Origin of the sequence: Segetibacter sp. 3557_3 (genome assembly GCF_004354985.1) — a bacterium.
In the GTDB taxonomy this organism is placed as follows: domain Bacteria; phylum Bacteroidota; class Bacteroidia; order Chitinophagales; family Chitinophagaceae; genus Segetibacter.
Map to the genome: position 1 here is coordinate 38830 of NZ_SMSK01000014.1, position 16277 is coordinate 55106.

Consider the following 16277-nt stretch of genomic DNA (forward strand, 5'->3'; position numbering starts at 1 on the left):
ACTGCTACCTGTAACAGCAGCATCGTTAGTTTAACTGTACACTAATAATTTGACCTTTTGCGATTGCGCGACCAGGTGCTACCGATTGTTCAACCACTTTCCCCCTGCCCGTAACGCTTACTTTCATACCCAGGTTTTCACATAGGTAAACCACGTCTTTAAGACCCATTCCATGCAAGGCAGGCATTTGTTTCATCGAGATTGACGCAGGGGCAATCACACTTGCATTCCCCTGCTTTACCATGCGGCTATAATTTCCTTTTCCTTCTCCTTCTTTGGTATCCAGCTTCAATGCTGTTACAACCTTTTTAATGTCCTTTGTGTACCCGGCATAAGCATAATTTGCACTGTCCATCTTTTTTAAGGCTGCATAGGGCAATGCCGGATTTTGATGAGCAATCTTTAGTGAAAAAAGCTGATCGGCAATTTCCTTGAACACCGGCCCGGCAACTGCTGCACCGTAAAACTTAAGGGCACGCGGCTTATTCTTAATCGTAACAATAATGCTGTATTCGGGACGATCAGCCGGAAAGTAGCCTGCGAAAGAAGATTGGTAAATGCGGTCGATATAGCCCCGCTTACCGTTAGCTACCAGCGCTGTTCCTGTCTTTCCCGCGATCTTGTAATTCCTGTTTTCAAGTGCCTTACCTGTTCCATTGGTCATTACTCCCTCAAGACAAGCCTGAAGCGCCTTCAGCGTTTGTTTACTGCAGATTTGCGGGTTAACTGCAACTGGTTCAAATGTTTTTATGGCGCTGCCATCTTCCCTGATTTCGTTTACCAGGTAGGGCCGAAGCATCACCCCGTTGTTCGCCACAGCGTTGTAGAGCGACAATACCTGCAGGGGACTAACCATAAGGTTATAACCGAACCCCATCCAGGGCAGGGTTGTGCGCGACCAGCTCCTGTTGCCCGGACGATAAATGCGCGGACCAATCTCGCCGTTGATGTCGATACCTGTAAGCGTATCTAAACGCAGCTTGCTCAGGTGTGAAAGAAATTGTTTTGGTGATGCACCATAGTGCATCCATGCGAGCTTTGCCATCCCCACGTTACTGCTATGCTCAAAAGCCTGCTTTAGTGTTACCTTATTTAGCCCGTGTTTTTCGCTGTCGTATACAACCTGGCCAAAAATTTTCCATTCGCCGCCATGCAGGTCAACCTGGGTGTTTAGGGTAGCTTTCTTATCTTCCAGAACGGCGAGCATGGTGGCGAGCTTAAACGTACTGCCGGGTTCTGAAGGTGTAATTGCATAATTATAGTCTTCCCAATACTTGCCTGTTTTGTCGCGACCGAGATTAGCGATTGCCTTGATCTTCCCGGTTTTCACTTCCATCACAATGGCACATCCATGCTCCGCCTCATTACCTTCCATCATCTTCATCAACGCGTTTTCAGTAACGTCCTGGATGTTCACATCCAAGGTGGTTACAACATCTTTACCATTTTGTGGTTCTATCTCGAGATCATCTACCGGTACGCTTGCTCCGCCCGATATGTACCTGACCAAACGTTTACCAGTTACACCGCGCAAATAATGGTTGTAAGTAAGTTCCAACCCTACTTTGTTGCTATCTCTCAACAGTCCTATGGTACGGGATGCAAGCAACTTATAAGGGTTTAACCGTATTGTTTTCGTATCTGCTACAAAGCCGCTTTTGTTTCTTCCCAGCCTGACCAGCGGAAACGTTCTGAGCTGCTGGTATTGCTTAAACGATACCTTACGTTTAAGTAAAAAATAGCGGTCCTTTTCCCGGTAACCCTGTTGCAACATTTTCCGGTAGGTGGATGCAGTTTGATCCTGGAAGAGCTTAGACAGGCAAATGCTTAAAGAGTCCACATTCTCGCGGAAACGCTTACCATTTTTTTCCCGTAGACCATCAGCAACAAAGTCGATGTATATATCGAATTGTGGTATACTGGTGCTGAGCATACTTCCGTCCTCGCTGTATATCGTACCACGCTCAGCATCGAGTTCAACAATTTTCTGGTGAAGACTATCGCTCATACCACGCCAGTAATCACCCTGTACCTGTTGTATATAAAACGCCTTTCCCAGTATTAACATACCTACGACAGCCATTATAATGAAACCCAGGTTCACTCTCCACAGTATGTCTTTTTTTACCTCCACCGTAGCATTAGTTTTCTTTACTGCTTACTGATTTGATCCTGACCGGTGGCAAGCTGTCCATTGTTAATCCAAGCGGTTCAGCTGCTTTAACAATTTCAGTTTCTTTGCTCCTGAACATCATCTCACTTTTTACTGTTTTATATTCGTACTGCAGGTCTTTTAACTGGCGTGCAGTGTCGTTTATCTTCCTGATCCGGTTGTCGGCCATATGCCCGTTTGCGATGTACAACACCGCTAACACCGACAGGAAGATGAAAAAACTAATGTTCTTTAATATCCAGCGGTAATTGAAGAACTGCCGTATACTCCTTTTTCCAAGACCTGTCTTTCGCTTTGGTATTTCCTCTTCAGTGTTCATGCGCGCATTGCATCAGTTGTAATTAAATTGACCGATTGGAGCCGGGTAAACTAACTCCTCCTGCAGGCTCGTGCTGCTCAAATCTTTTCCGCAACCCTCAACTTTGCACTCCTGCTCCTTGGATTGCTCCCGGTTTCGGCATTGGTAGCTGCAATCGGCTTTTTTGTTATAATCTTTAGTTGATTGTTGTCGTCCTGCTGTAGCAAAGGATTTTCCTCAACTTCATTGAAAGTGCCTTTTCTAAAAAAGTTCTTTACGATCCGGTCCTCCAGTGAGTGAAACGTAATGATCGCAACCCTGCCGCCGGTGGATAATACTCCCGGCACTTGCTCCAGCAGTTCTTTAAGCGAGCCCATTTCATCGTTTACTTCTATCCTGAGCGCCTGAAAAACCTGGGCGAAGTATTTATTTGGATTTCCTTTTACCACCGGGCTCAACATCGTTTTAAAGTGTGCAATTGTGGTAAGCGGTGACTGACCTCGGTGATCAACAATATGCTTCGCCAGCGTTTTAGAATTGGTCACCTCGCCGTATTGCTCAAACAATTTGTGCAACTGCTGCTCGCTAAACTTTTTAACCACCTGCGCTGCCGTAACTTCCTGGCGTTGATCCATGCGCATGTCGAGCGGACCGTCGAAACGCGTAGAAAATCCACGGTCACCCACATCAAACTGAAAGCTGCTTACTCCCAGATCCGCAAGGATCCCATCAACCAATCCGATCCTGTTTAGCTTCAAAAAGCGCTGCAAATGACGAAAGTTGTTTGGCACAAAAATGATCCGCTCGTCGTCAGGCAGGTTCTGCTGTGCATCCGCATCCTGGTCGAATGCGACTAACTTGCCCGATGGCCCCAGCGCCTGCAGGATTGCCCTGCTGTGTCCGCCACCGCCAAACGTGCAATCCACGTAAATTCCATCCGGTTTAATCATCAGCGCATCGATACTCTCTTTTAATAACACGGGCACATGGTAATCGCCCTGTTTACCGGATGCACTTCCTGACCCCGGATTATTTTCGGCGGCTGACATTAAACCCTCCAGTTTTCAGGTGAGCCATCTGCCATCACGTCTTTCGCGAGAATGCTAAAGGCCTCTGGTGAAAAATCTTCAAAGAGCTTTTTATACTTATCTGCATCCCAGATTTCTATCTTATCTAATGCAGCCACCAAAATGATGTCTTTGCTGAGACCAGCAAATTCTTTGAGCGTGGCCGGCAACAACATCCTACCTGCTGTGTCGAGCTCTACTTCCGTGGCGCCGCCCAAAAACTGCCTTCTGAATTCTCTTACCTTTGGATCAAAGTCGTTGAGCTGGCTAATCTTAGCAATAAGAGGCTCCCAGCTTTTTTGAGGATAGAGGGTGAGGCACTTTTCGAAACCGCGGCTGATGACGAATCTGTTCTCCCCTTCCGGCAACTGCTTTTTAAAGCCGGCCGGCAAAAGGAAGCGACCTTTGGAGTCGATTGTAGCTTCATATTCGCCGAGGAAGTGTGTCATTTATGTAAATGAGCCTAAAAACCCATTATTCTACACAAAATAACACTTTTTCCCACTTTTGATGCAAATGAAATTTGCATCTTTTTATCCACAGGTACCATTATGCCCAAACCTGTGCTGACATTGCGTTTGATGGAATTTACGTGCACATTTTAGTGGATAGCTTGTGAATAGGTGTGGATAAACCTAAAATAGTGTGCAAAGACGCTCTAAGTAATTCATTTTCAACATCTTTTAAAAGAGAACCATTTGCACAATAACGGGCTAAATTGGTTGGTGTTGCTGTGAACGGAAGTTTGACGGGATTTAACGATGATCGAAAAGTCGAAACCGTATTATTCTAAAACCCATTACACTTTAGATTTATTTTAGCTGCGTAGGCAGTTAAATGCGCTTCGAACCTTTTACCAAACGCGTTTAACTTTGAGCCTCACGTATGACGCACCCGAAAGAACTCCAGATTAAAGACTTTACTTACCACCTGCCGGATGAACGGATTGCCAGGTTTCCACTCGAAAATAGGGACGCCAGCAAGTTGCTGGTATATCAGCACGATCAAATTGAGTCCAGTACTTATGCTTCGCTGACTGAGTTTCTCCCTTCAGGAAGCATGCTTGTGTTTAACGACAGCCGGGTTGTACAGGCGCGGCTCCTTTTTCAGAAACAAACGGGTGCGTTAATTGAGGTGTTCTGCCTCGAACCTGCCGACGAATACCCAAACATAAGCACCGCAATGGCAGAAGTGGGCGTTGTGCGATGGAAATGCCTGATCGGTGGTGCAAGTAAATGGAAACACGGTCTCGTACTTGAAAAGGAACTCCAGGTAACACATACGAGCATTCTTTTGCGGGCTTCAATTGCGGAGCGTTTACCAGATTGCTTTGTTGTTGCATTTGAATGGGAACCTAAAGACCTTAGCTTCTCACAAATTCTTGAAGTTGCCGGTTCAATGCCTTTACCACCTTACCTGCACAGGCCCGTGGAAACATCGGATCGCGAGCGCTACCAAACCATCTACGCCAAACATGAAGGCTCCGTGGCTGCTCCCACCGCCGGCCTACATTTTACGGAAGCCATTTTCGACTCACTTGAGCAAAAAGGGATCAGCCGCGAATTTGTTACCCTACATGTGAGTGCAGGAACTTTCAAGCCTGTAAGTGCTTCCCGGATTGCCGACCATCTTATGCATGCGGAATTCATTGATGTAGATCGGGACACCATCACGAAGATTATTGATCGCGTGGTTGAGGGTGTTATTGCGGTTGGTACAACTTCGCTCAGAACACTGGAAAGTTTGTACTGGATCGGGGTTAAACTGGGTTCTGGTTTCGCCGACCCTGAAGCATTGGCCGTGGCACAATGGGACCCTTATGAGCTACACAGTGATGTTCCCGCGAAAGAGAGCCTGCAAAGAGTGGTGGACTGGATGGAGCGGAAAAATGTGAAAAGGCTTATTACAAAAACGAGCATCCTTATTGCTCCCGGTTACAAACTGCGGGTCGCAAAAGCATTAATTACCAACTTTCATCAGCCTCAATCTACCCTGCTGCTGCTTATTGCTGCCATCACCGGAGAGCGTTGGAAACATTTGTATAACTATGCGTTCGAGAATGACTTCCGGTTCTTGAGCTATGGCGACGGTTGCCTGCTATACCCAACGGAAACCCTAGGGTGAATAAGCTTGTGTATAGAAAAGCGGCGGGTGACGGAAGCTAAAGCAGAACATTGGTTTGCCATTGAACTGAGCCCGTCCGAATGCCCGTCCGAACGGCGTCATCCGGGCGGGGCCAGCCGGGCGGACGTAGCAACGATGTCGCCCAAAGTGATCCAACTGGTCACCAAAAAATTATTCTGCGTATGGAACTTCTATGGTGAAACAACTTCCTTTACCAAGTGTACTGTCGACTTTTATTCTTCCTTTATGCACGTCGATAACGGTTTTTACATAGCTCATGCCGAGCCCAAAACCTTTTACATTATGAACGTTACCGGTATGTGCCCGGTAAAATTTTTCAAACACGCGTTTTACGGTTTCTTTGTTCATACCAATGCCATTGTCCTCGATTCTTATAACGAGCATTTTTGACGTATCCGAAGTGCAGATCCTCAAGACAAGGTTTTCGCGTGAATACTTTATGGCATTATCAATCAGGTTTGAAATCAGGTTTGTAAAGTGTCCTTCATCTGCTTCAATAACGTCGTTTACTGCATTGAGCTGGAGATCTACCTGGCCTTGCTTATCCTGTAATTGTAGTTGATGGTTGTTGAGGGCCTTGTGCACCAGGTCGTGCGCATGCACCTTTTGCATATTTAACTTCAGCTCCTGTTTGTCGAGCAGCGCAGCCTGCAGGATGGTCTCGACATGTTTGTTCATCCGCTTGTTTTCTTCCTTAATAATGTTGTTGAAGTAGGTTCGTTTTTCTACATCCTGAACCACTTTTTCGTTTTTCAACGCATCAACGGCAAGCGATATGGTAGCAAGGGGTGTTTTAAATTCATGCGTCATATTATTAATGAAATCGGTTTTGATTTCACTCAACTTTTTCTGTCGCAACAGCGTATGTACAGTAAGGGCGAAGGCCGCAATAATGATGAGCGTAAAAGAGAGTGCAACAACAATCATCCATTGCAGCGATTCCCATACCTGGGTCTTAAAATCCGGAACGATTACGAACAGGTGTTCAAACGGAACGAGGCCTTCCATGACTGAACCCGACTCCGGATTAATGGCAAAGATTTTGGTTTTATTATGTGCAGAATCTTCGAATTCGTTGATGAAGTTCCTGGATTGCATTTCCACATTATAGGAGTTGGAATTGGATGTGATTGCAAATTCGAATTTCACATCTTTCAGGCCCTTTTCTTCAAAGGCTTTTTGAAGCTTCTCATTGATTTCGAAGTAAGCATAATGCTGGGCGATGGTTGACCTGCCCATTCCAAGCGCAAAATCATCGGGCGGAACTAAACCGATCTTTGAATTGTTTGGAAGTTTAAAGGATGGTGCGATGGAAGCTTTAGCGCTGAGTTCATTTGCAACCATGGTTCCGGCCTCTTCGACCTTTGAAATCAGTTGCCCCTGCCGGAGCTCGATCATGTCTTTAAACCAACTGACCTGGAGCATGATGATGCCCAACAGGGATAAAGAAATCAGTATGACAATGATGGGGAAAATTCTCTTCATCGGGTTACAAATATAGAGGCATTGCTTAGTGTTTCACCGATCTTCCTGCTTTTTAACGGAGCATTTGCAGCGGGTATTCAGAATTTTATTATGTATAAAAAACAATTCGTCTTAATTTTCATTTATGGACAATATAGCATCCGGGGACATTCTGATATCAGACCCCTTTCTTAAGGATCCAAACTTTATGCGCTCGGTGGTCGTAATCTGTGAACACCAGCCACAGGGTAGCTTTGGCTTTGTACTGAATAAAAAGTACGAGCAAGGCCTCGGTGATTTAATCGCCGACATACCCGATACTAACTTTCCTGTTTATTATGGCGGGCCGGTTCAATTGGATACGGTGCATTTCTTACACCGGCTACCCGGGTTGATTACAGGAGGTTTTGAAATAGCTGACGGAATTTTCTGGGGTGGGGATTTCGAAGAAGTTACCGAATTGCTTAAAGAAGGTAAGGTTAACCGTAACGATATTCGCTTTTTTATTGGTTACAGCGGGTGGAGCGAGGGGCAACTTGAAGAAGAGATGAAAACCAAAAGCTGGATTACCAGTAAAGCCACTGAAGAACTTATATTTTCACCTGATGTGAACAACACCTGGAAAGTAGCACTTAAACAACTTGGTGGGGAATACCAGCAAATGGTAAATTATCCTATTGATCCCCAACTTAATTAAGTTAGCATTGAGTGGGTCAAAGCAAAGGTGCATCAACTCACACGGTGTTTTGGACAAACTTCTCTCAAAAGCAAGCGCTCTACCCGCAGGTAGAGCGCTCAACTTAAAAACACACATTTTTAAAACTCCATTACAGTTGTCCTATCCCGCGCCTATTTAAGCGGGAAAATTACACCTGCGTTTACGCCAACATTGTTAAGGCTGGTAAGACCATTTTTGGTGTATGGGGTCATACTATAGCTTGCACCAAGTTGAATGCTGGTGCTTTTACTTTTATTAACCGGGATGAACACCCCCGCCCCTGCATTAGCTGTAAAGGCAGTATTTGGCTTGCCATCGGAAAACTTACCAAGGTATTGGCGGTAGTTAACAATGTTCAGGCCGGCGCCAACACTAACGTAGGGTTGAACTGCTGCTTCCGAGCCACCTAATGGCAAGTACGTACCGTTGATGGTTACGGGCATTACCTCAAGCGTATTGCTAAGCACAGCAGAAACAGTCTGGTTATCTTCAAGTTTGTAAACCTGGCGACCATACTTCTGGTAGTAGGATTGATAGCCCACACCCAATCCCAGGCTTACTTTCGGATTAAACCAATAACCAATTTCACCAAATGCGCCCCTAAACGATGTGTTGGTGATGTAATCGTTTTTCAGGCTACCGACCGGCATAGCGGCGTTATAATTAAGTTTCATGGTAACCCTGCCAGGTGCCTGCGCTACAGCAAAATTCACCGCAGTAGCAAAAACAACCAACAGACCTATAATTCGGATTGTCTTCATAATCTTGTTCGTTTAACTTATAAGGTTTTTAAGTAAGGAGATTGATCAAAAATGGTTTTCACCTGCTCGCCGGCCGTGCTGCTGTTAAATATTCCTGAACCACGAATCAGGCCGGTAAAAATAACGTTGATCCGGTTTGAGGAACGGGCATTTTTAAGGTCCAGCAAGTCAATGGTAAGTGCTCCCTCGGTTACAGAATAACTTGCGTAGCTATACGGTGAATAGTAGCCGAAACCACCGTAGCCATAATAGAAAGGATCGTAAAAATTACCATAGTAGTCGTAGTAATCGTTATAGCGCACAACCCCGGCGCTGGTGTTGTAGATCCTGCTTACGTTTACCGCAAGATCAGGATTAGAGGTACGGCTTACCTGGGTAAAGCCGCGTGCCTGCAGGTTTTGTTTTACGGCGTTCACAAAAGCCAGGTCGGTAGCGTTTGATTGTTTTGACCCCTGGCCATTATTAATTACCGCAACAGTGTCGGAAATACTAAAGGTTTTATATGCGCTGAATTGCGCTGTTGAATCATAGTTGGTAATATAAATCCTCGACTCCTCTTCTGTCAGGTTGGCCAACGGGTCCTTGGAACAACTGACCAACGCAATCATCATGCTTAGCGCTGTGGTCACAATTGCAAATTTGCTTCTCATAGTTCTCTTCTTTATGTTTAATTGATGGTACACGATACTTACGCAAAACAGGTGCCTGCATACGTTGACAAAATCTTAAAACCGGCCTGGAAAAAACCAGGTGAGATACAGCCTGAACAAGGGTTTCGCTAAATGCCTGTTTTTGAAAGCATAGCCAACTACAGCTGAAAAATTGGGGTTTGAATTAAACCTCTAATACGTGGCAATCGCAGGGTTTTAGGCGTAAGCTAAAGGCTTGAAAACAAAAAACCCCGGAGCATTACTGCCCGGGGTCGTAAAAACGTATAAATATTACTACAATGCTACAGCGCCTTCTACAAGTACGGTTGCTTTGTTATTGATTACTTCAACAAAGCCGCCTTGTATAGTATAGTTAGATGAACTCGTTTTGCTGTTCAGCACCTTCAAGTTACCCTTTGTGAGTGCACTTACAATTGGCGCGTGCCTGTCGAGCACTTCAAATAAACCATCAATTCCTGGTAACTGCACACCGTAAACTTCACCGCTGTAAAGCTTCTTTTCAGGAGTAAGAATTTCTAAAGTCATAATTGTACTTAGATGTTAGCTAGTTTGATTTGTACAGCTGATTAGCCCTGAGCTGCAGCAATCATTTTCTTACCTTTTTCAACGGCATCTTCGAGTGTTCCTACCAGGTTGAAGGCTGCTTCCGGATACTCATCCACTTCGCCGTCCATGATGGCATTAAAACCACGGATGGTATCTTCAATGCTTACAAACACACCTTTCAAACCAGTAAATTGTTCAGCCACGTGGAAAGGTTGTGACAGGAAACGCTGCACACGACGTGCTCTTGATACTGTCAGTTTGTCTTCTTCACTAAGCTCATCCAATCCAAGGATCGCAATGATATCCTGAAGCTCCTTGTAACGTTGCAATATCAGCTTAACCCTGTTTGCACAATCGTAGTGTTCATCGCCCACGATGGCAGGGGTAAGAATACGACTGGTACTATCCAAAGGATCCACCGCGGGGTAAATACCAAGGTCAGCAATTTTCCGGCTCAATACCGTTGTGGCATCGAGGTGCGCAAAGGTAGTTGCCGGCGCCGGGTCAGTAAGGTCATCCGCAGGTACGTATACCGCCTGAACGGAGGTAATTGAACCATTTTTGGTTGAGGTAATCCTTTCCTGCATCAATCCCATTTCGGTAGCCAGCGTTGGTTGGTAACCTACCGCGGATGGCATACGTCCTAACAGGGCCGATACTTCTGATCCCGCCTGTGTAAAACGGAAGATATTATCAACGAAAAACAGGATGTCTCTTCCTTTTCCGGTTCCATCACCATCACGGAAGTATTCGGCAATGGTAAGACCACTTAGGGCCACCCTCGCACGTGCTCCGGGAGGTTCATTCATTTGTCCGAAAACAAAGGTTGCCTTACTTTCTTTAAGCAGGTCGAGGTTAACTTTTTCAAGATCCCAACCACCTTCTTCCATGCTATGCTTGAAATCGTCGCCGTAGTTCATGATACCAGCTTCGATCATTTCTCTCATCAGGTCATTTCCCTCACGGGTTCTTTCTCCCACACCGGCAAATACGCTCAATCCACCATAACCTTTAGCGATGTTGTTGATCAACTCCTGGATAAGTACCGTTTTTCCAACCCCGGCACCACCAAACAGGCCGATTTTACCACCCTTGGCATAAGGCTCAATCAGGTCGATTACCTTAATACCTGTATAAAGTATTTCTGTTGCCGTACTTAAGTTTTCAAATAACGGTGGTTTGTTGTGTATTGGTCGTCCGTTTACCTTACTTACAGGAGGCAAACCGTCGATTGGGTCTCCGGTAACATTAAACAAGCGTCCGTTAATGCCTTCTCCGATTGGCATTGCAATCGCAATCCCGGTATCAATCACCTCTGTCCCGCGCACCAATCCTTCCGTGCCATCCATTGCTATGCAACGCACACTATCTTCCCCGAGGTGTTGCTGAACTTCCATTACCAGGGTGTCTCCATTTTCCCGCTTCAATTCCAAAGCGTTATAAATTTCAGGCAGTTTACCAAAAAACTGTACGTCAACTACAGCCCCGATAACCTGTTTAACCTTCCCGTTATTTGCCATATTGCAAGTATTTATGTTAACTCTACCAATTTTGCTGCAAATGTAAGGGAATAGCACCTGAAAAGTTACGCTTACAACAGAAATTCAGCCCCTTTTGGTCACGATCATGGGGAAAAAGTTGGTCACCGGTTGGGCATTAAGGTGTTTTTTTTTGGAGCCGGCATACGGGCAGAGATGGAGCTGCCGTTGCCACGCTCGCTTGTACGGTAAAGCCCTATTGAACAAAACCGCGGGTGCAACATCCCTCTTAAACAGGTGCAGTTCTGCCACAATCATATTCCTTAGTACCTTGCGACCATGATCATCAAAACGGCCGAATACCTTATTTCCAGCCCGGATATTTCAAACTGCCCCGCCGCAGACCGACCTGAATATGCGTTTATCGGTAGAAGTAATGTTGGAAAGTCGTCGCTGATTAACAGTATTTGCAACAACCAGAAGCTGGCGAAAACGTCAGGCTCCCCGGGCAAGACACAAATGATCAACCACTTTACCATTGAGAGCCTTCCCGACAAACACGCCCCACATACAAAGCCAGACCCCTGGTATATAGTTGACCTGCCGGGTTACGGCTTTGCAAAAGTTTCCATTACCAACAGGCGCCGCTGGGAGCAGATGATTGAAAACTACTTACGCAAACGAGAAAACCTCGTGAACGTCTTTATATTAATCGACAGCCGTCATGAGCCCCAAAAAATTGATCTCGATTTTGTAAATATGCTGGGAAAATGGAACACACCTTTTTCGCTGGTATTTACAAAAGCTGATAAAGAAAACCAACGAACCGTGGCGGCAAATGTAAAAGCCTTTCTTGCCGCCATGCGGGCAACATGGCAATTCCTGCCACAGAACTTCGTAACCAGTGCCGTCAAAAACATGGGCAGGGATAAGATCCTGGGGTTTATTGAAACGTGTAATAGTGAATGGAAGGAAGGAGGGAAGTAATTTTTGGGTATTGGGTTTTGAGGTATTGGGTATTAAGGTATGGGGTTCGCGCCGGCGCAGGTGTTGTCACCTGGGATGGGAGTATTTTTAGATCTTGGGTATTGAGGTATTGGGTTCGCGCCGGCGCAGGTGTTGTCACTTGCGAAAGGGGAAAGTAGTTCTTGGGTATTGGGTAATAAGGTATTAGGTATTGAGGTATAGGGGTTCCCGCCGTCGCAGGTGTCGTCACCTCCGACTTGAGTAAGCAGGAGTAGTGTAGCGGTGCCCTCGCAGGTGTTGTCACCTGCGATTAGACATAAGCAGGAATGATGTCGGCCTCCGCAATTGTTCCGCCGGCGCAGGTGTTGTCACCTGCAATTGAATCCCGGAACCGCAAAAGCAGCAGACCGCATCGAAGCGGTAGGGCTTTTCTGCAAACAACTGCGAAGCTGGTTTACAAGCTAGTTTACCACCTTATTGGCGCAGCTGCTGCTTGCAAAGGCTTCTGGTTTGGCTTTGAAGGCGAAACCCATCCCCAGGATGTATCCCATAGCTTCCCTTAGTGCATCGTTGCTTTTAAATTGTGGGTTGGTATTAATGTCCGCATGTACTTCCATGTCCACATCATAGGTGGTAAACAGGTTACAGAGTTCATAGGCAATCTCTATGCTCTTAGCCACTTCCACCAGCATTCTTTCTTTAATGGTATACTGCTGGCGGCTCTTTTCATTATGGATGTACATAAAACCGCCATGGCCCTCGCGCAAAAACACGATCACCGTTGCAAACTCCGTTTCGTGTCCCTTTACCTGGCTATCGGTACCAATACAAACTTTTAGCTTAAAACCTCTTGCGGTCTCCCGTTTGATAGCTGACTCTACAGCATTAATGATTGGAAGGTCAATTGGCTCGCCACTGAATTTTCTCCAAAGCATATAAAAATGGGTTTTTGTAATTTACCCATAAAACCGTAAGTCAACAAAAATTGGTGTTAAGTATTTATTAACCGCTGTGGACAGCGATTGCTTGAAGTGAATGCAGCGAAAACCAATACCAGTCGGGGATTTAGCCGAGAATACATAGACATGCCTGCAACCCGCTCCTGTATATCAAACTAAAAATTCATGAGCGTCCTTTTATGGCCAGACGTTACTGCTGCATTTTTAATAATGAAAGGATACAGGTGATTAGTGCTCAACGCATCGATCGTATTTGCACAAGCGTCAGTATTGGCCCGTGCTGAGCATTACAAGGGTACAAGCTTCCATCGTTTGTATACCTTTTTGTTTAGCAAGTTTATATAACTCGTCATTTTCCGTACCCGGATTGAAGATGATACGTTTGGGTGAAAGTGAAAGTATGTAGTCGTAATATTCCCGTTGGTTTGCAGGGTTAAGGTAAAGTGTAACGGTATCAATGTCTGCCTGATCGGGCTGGCCCTTTATAATCTCAACAGTTCCGATGGTGCCCGGACGGCGCCCGATGGCTACTACAGCATGTTGGTGCGCGAGTAATTTTCTGACAGCCATATTGCTGTATCGTCCCGGATTTTCCGATGCACCCAGTACCATGGTCTTTTTCATCATGGAATAATTTAGTGTAAAAAACTACAACAATTAAACCACCAAATGAATGTAGGTAAGTGTTAAGCCGGCCGGACTGCTAAAAAAGGTGGTATTGTTTTCGGCAAGATTGACTTACGATTTGTTTAAAAGCTGCAGAGAGTTCATTGAATTTAAAATGGTAACCTGCTTGTAAAAGCCTGGTTGGCACCACCCACCTACTCTTTAGCAGCAACTCCGTTTCTGTTCCGATCAATACTGCCCCTATTTTCAGCATCCATTCGAAAGCCGGCAGCCCAATTGCGTGGCCGGTAACTTGCCGCAATGTTTTCATAAATGTGGCATTGCTTACGGGCTTTGGCGAACAAACATTATAGACTCCATCGAGCTGTGGGTTCCCGGTCAGAAATTCAATTACTCCTGCTACGTCTTCTATATGTACCCAACTGTACATTTGTTTGCCTGAGCCCTGCCTTCCACCAAGGCCCCATTTCAGAAGATTAAAGTAGGGTATCATTACACCCCCGGGTCCAAGCGTTACGGCAATTCGAAGTGCAACTTTGCGTGTACCATTGGTGACCTGTTCAAAAAAGGTGGCTTCCCATTGCTTGCATACCTGAACGCTAAAGTCGTTTTCAATTTCACCGCTTGCTTCGTCCTGTGGGCGGTCGTTTGCATGTCGGTATATTGTTGCCGACGCAGCATTTATCCATAATGCAGGCGGCCTTTTGCATCCGCGAATTGCCTCACCAATTGCCAGGGTAGACCTGATCCTGCTTTCAAGTATGGCTTCGCGGTTGGCGCTGGTGTACCTGCAGTTCACTGATTTTCCACAAAGATTAATTACCAGCTCGCTTCCATCAATCTCATCTGCCCACCCGCCCTGGCTTTCTCCATCCCACTTCACCGTTCTGATATTCTGCCTGGATGCTTGTTGCTGAGCACCCTGTTTATAACCATTATTTACTGCGTTCGTCTTTGCCCGACTAAGCACAACTACCTCAAAGTTTTTGGCAAAGTGTTCAGCAAGGTACCTGCCGATAAAGCCGGAACCACCAGCTATGATCACCCGTTTATTGTTCATGATATAAGTTTTCAATTATGGGAATGCTATCGCCCGCATCGGATGTTTCCAGGCAAACCCGGTGCAATCCGAACGGAAGGGTTTTATCAACGATACCTCGCCCAATTAAAGCTTCAGTAGTTAATCAAAACGTAAATGCAGAAAAAAATTTTGTGACTCAGATCAGGTCAAGTGGCCTGATCATATACCTGTATGTTTCCTTGTAACAAATAACCGTGTAGAACAATGACAAAACCGGTACAACAATCAAGAGCACCGAAGTAAAATGGGGTTGTGATGGTAAGAGAAACATTGACACAATAAGCAAAATCAGGGCGGTTCTATGATAATAAAACCGGGGCATTGATTTACCGGTATAACAGCCTTTTACTTCATGGTAAATCATTCCAGAAACCTGCCATCCCGCCAATACCGTATAGCCAGTAAGGAGCAGGTCAGGATGAAAAATAAATATGATCCAAATAGCCGTTAACATTCCAACCTGGACCCACCAATCGATTTGTTTGATGCGTTTCATAAAGTGCTATTGATAATACTTGAGCAATGGTATTTAGTTGTTCTTATCACTATTTCATCAGCTTAAGAAAACTTCCCCAAAACCAATTCTCTTCTGCCTTGATCATTGTATTCAACGTGCTTTGCGCCTGGTTGCTGAATTTTTGAAGGTTGGCCACAGTTGTTGTGAAGGCTACCATTTCCGGGTCAGCCGGATCTCCATCAACCTGGCTTAGTTGAGTAAGTACATCAGTCAGCGGATCAAGCTCACGTTTTTTTCTTTGGTACATGATCCTTGTTGCCACTTTCCAGATGTCCTTTTCGGCGGTGAAATACTCTTTGCGTTCGCCGGCAACAATAACCTTGGAAACGAGGTTCCAGTCAATGAGTTCCCGAACATTCATATTGCTGTTTCCACGGCTAATGCTGAGTTGCTCCATAATGTCCTCTGTCGTCAACGGTACAGCAGATACAAGTAGGAGGGCATGTACCTGCGCCATGGTTCTATTAATGCCCCACTGGCTTCCCAAAATGCCCCAGCTTTGAATGAACTGTGCTTTAGCCTCGGATAGTTTCATACTCATATATAGAAATGTTTTCTGAACTTTCAATAACATTTGAAAGTTTATTGTCATTAATCAGGATATTACAAGCAGAGGATACATCATTTGACAACCTTGTAGAATGTTATGTACTCTGTTGTTAAACAAACTGGGGAGGATTCGTCCCAACACCGGAAGGAAACAATGTGAGCGACCTAAAGTAACACTCGTAAAGGTCCCGAGGTTTGTTAATGTGGACGCTTCGAATGCCCACATCATCCTCCCCTCTGTTTAACCTCCCGCCTTA

17 protein-coding genes are annotated in these 16277 nt (G+C 45.4%); 3 read left to right on the plus strand and 14 right to left on the minus strand.

From position 1 onward, the window contains the following. Positions 1-25: 25 nt before the first annotated feature. The 4 genes from EXU57_RS18165 to mraZ all read right to left on the minus strand — a co-directional run bounded on the left by EXU57_RS18165 (position 26) and on the right by mraZ (position 3987). On the minus strand, positions 26-2134 hold the full coding sequence (locus EXU57_RS18165; RefSeq protein WP_133269667.1) for a penicillin-binding protein: 2109 nt from the start codon (positions 2132-2134) through the stop codon (positions 26-28). Between the two features lie 7 nt (positions 2135-2141). Further along, the gene (locus EXU57_RS18170; RefSeq protein WP_207955523.1) at positions 2142-2492 is read right to left on the minus strand and encodes an FtsL-like putative cell division protein; all 351 of its coding nucleotides are present in this window, start codon (positions 2490-2492) and stop codon (positions 2142-2144) included. 77 nt (positions 2493-2569) lie between these two features. Further along, positions 2570-3520, minus strand: a complete 951-nt coding sequence (gene rsmH, locus EXU57_RS18175) for a 16S rRNA (cytosine(1402)-N(4))-methyltransferase RsmH (protein ID WP_133269668.1) — start codon at positions 3518-3520, stop codon at positions 2570-2572. Continuing rightward, positions 3520-3987 (minus strand): division/cell wall cluster transcriptional repressor MraZ, encoded by a 468-nt coding sequence (gene mraZ / locus EXU57_RS18180; RefSeq protein WP_133269669.1) that lies wholly within the window; start codon positions 3985-3987, stop codon positions 3520-3522. Before mraZ ends, rsmH begins: the two co-directional genes overlap by 1 nt. Positions 3988-4423: 436 nt before the next feature. Between mraZ and EXU57_RS18185 the strand changes: the two genes are divergently transcribed. Next, positions 4424-5662 carry an S-adenosylmethionine:tRNA ribosyltransferase-isomerase gene (locus tag EXU57_RS18185; RefSeq protein WP_133269670.1) on the plus strand — a complete coding sequence of 413 codons (1239 nt, stop codon included), beginning with the start codon at positions 4424-4426 and terminating at the stop codon, positions 5660-5662. A 171-nt stretch (positions 5663-5833) separates the two neighbouring features. Here EXU57_RS18185 and EXU57_RS18190 read toward each other — a convergent pair whose 3' ends face one another. Next, positions 5834-7168 carry a sensor histidine kinase gene (locus EXU57_RS18190; RefSeq protein ID WP_133269671.1) on the minus strand — a complete coding sequence of 445 codons (1335 nt, stop codon included), beginning with the start codon at positions 7166-7168 and terminating at the stop codon, positions 5834-5836. 124 nt (positions 7169-7292) lie between these two features. On the opposite strand from EXU57_RS18190, the gene EXU57_RS18195 reads away from it, so the two are divergent. Further along, a complete protein-coding gene (locus tag EXU57_RS18195; protein WP_133269672.1) occupies positions 7293-7844 on the plus strand; it encodes a YqgE/AlgH family protein in 552 nt (183 codons plus the stop codon). A 152-nt stretch (positions 7845-7996) separates the two neighbouring features. On the opposite strand, the gene EXU57_RS18200 is transcribed toward EXU57_RS18195, so the two are convergent. The 4 genes from EXU57_RS18200 to atpD form a co-directional block, all read right to left on the minus strand. Next, positions 7997-8626 carry an outer membrane beta-barrel protein gene (locus EXU57_RS18200; protein WP_133269673.1) on the minus strand — a complete coding sequence of 210 codons (630 nt, stop codon included), beginning with the start codon at positions 8624-8626 and terminating at the stop codon, positions 7997-7999. A 17-nt stretch (positions 8627-8643) separates the two neighbouring features. Further along, positions 8644-9276 carry a DUF4136 domain-containing protein gene (locus EXU57_RS18205; RefSeq protein WP_133269674.1) on the minus strand — a complete coding sequence of 211 codons (633 nt, stop codon included), beginning with the start codon at positions 9274-9276 and terminating at the stop codon, positions 8644-8646. Positions 9277-9570: 294 nt separating this feature from the next. After that, on the minus strand, positions 9571-9822 hold the full coding sequence (atpC, locus tag EXU57_RS18210; RefSeq protein ID WP_133269675.1) for an ATP synthase F1 subunit epsilon: 252 nt from the start codon (positions 9820-9822) through the stop codon (positions 9571-9573). Positions 9823-9863: 41 nt separating this feature from the next. Further along, entirely contained in the window at positions 9864-11363 is a 1500-nt protein-coding gene (gene atpD, locus EXU57_RS18215) for a F0F1 ATP synthase subunit beta (protein WP_133269676.1), read from the minus strand. Between the two features lie 297 nt (positions 11364-11660). Here atpD and yihA point away from each other — a divergent pair, with 297 nt between their 5' ends. Further along, a complete protein-coding gene (gene yihA, locus EXU57_RS18220) occupies positions 11661-12308 on the plus strand; it encodes a ribosome biogenesis GTP-binding protein YihA/YsxC (protein WP_133269677.1) in 648 nt (215 codons plus the stop codon). 440 nt (positions 12309-12748) lie between these two features. Here the strand turns inward: yihA and EXU57_RS18225 are convergent, their stop codons facing one another. The 5 genes from EXU57_RS18225 to EXU57_RS18245 all read right to left on the minus strand — a co-directional run bounded on the left by EXU57_RS18225 (position 12749) and on the right by EXU57_RS18245 (position 16012). Further along, positions 12749-13222: a ribonuclease H-like YkuK family protein gene (locus EXU57_RS18225; RefSeq protein WP_133269678.1), complete on the minus strand. Its 474-nt coding sequence runs from the start codon at positions 13220-13222 to the stop codon at positions 12749-12751. A 288-nt stretch (positions 13223-13510) separates the two neighbouring features. Further along, a complete protein-coding gene (locus EXU57_RS18230; protein ID WP_133269679.1) occupies positions 13511-13873 on the minus strand; it encodes a CoA-binding protein in 363 nt (120 codons plus the stop codon). A 76-nt stretch (positions 13874-13949) separates the two neighbouring features. Beyond that, the gene (locus EXU57_RS18235; protein ID WP_133269680.1) at positions 13950-14933 is read right to left on the minus strand and encodes a TIGR01777 family oxidoreductase; all 984 of its coding nucleotides are present in this window, start codon (positions 14931-14933) and stop codon (positions 13950-13952) included. A 157-nt stretch (positions 14934-15090) separates the two neighbouring features. Further along, positions 15091-15450, minus strand: coding sequence for a hypothetical protein (locus EXU57_RS18240; RefSeq protein WP_133269681.1), 360 nt, complete (start codon positions 15448-15450; stop codon positions 15091-15093). Between the two features lie 49 nt (positions 15451-15499). Continuing rightward, positions 15500-16012 (minus strand): GbsR/MarR family transcriptional regulator, encoded by a 513-nt coding sequence (locus tag EXU57_RS18245; protein WP_243745645.1) that lies wholly within the window; start codon positions 16010-16012, stop codon positions 15500-15502. Between the last annotated feature and the right edge of the window lie 265 nt (positions 16013-16277).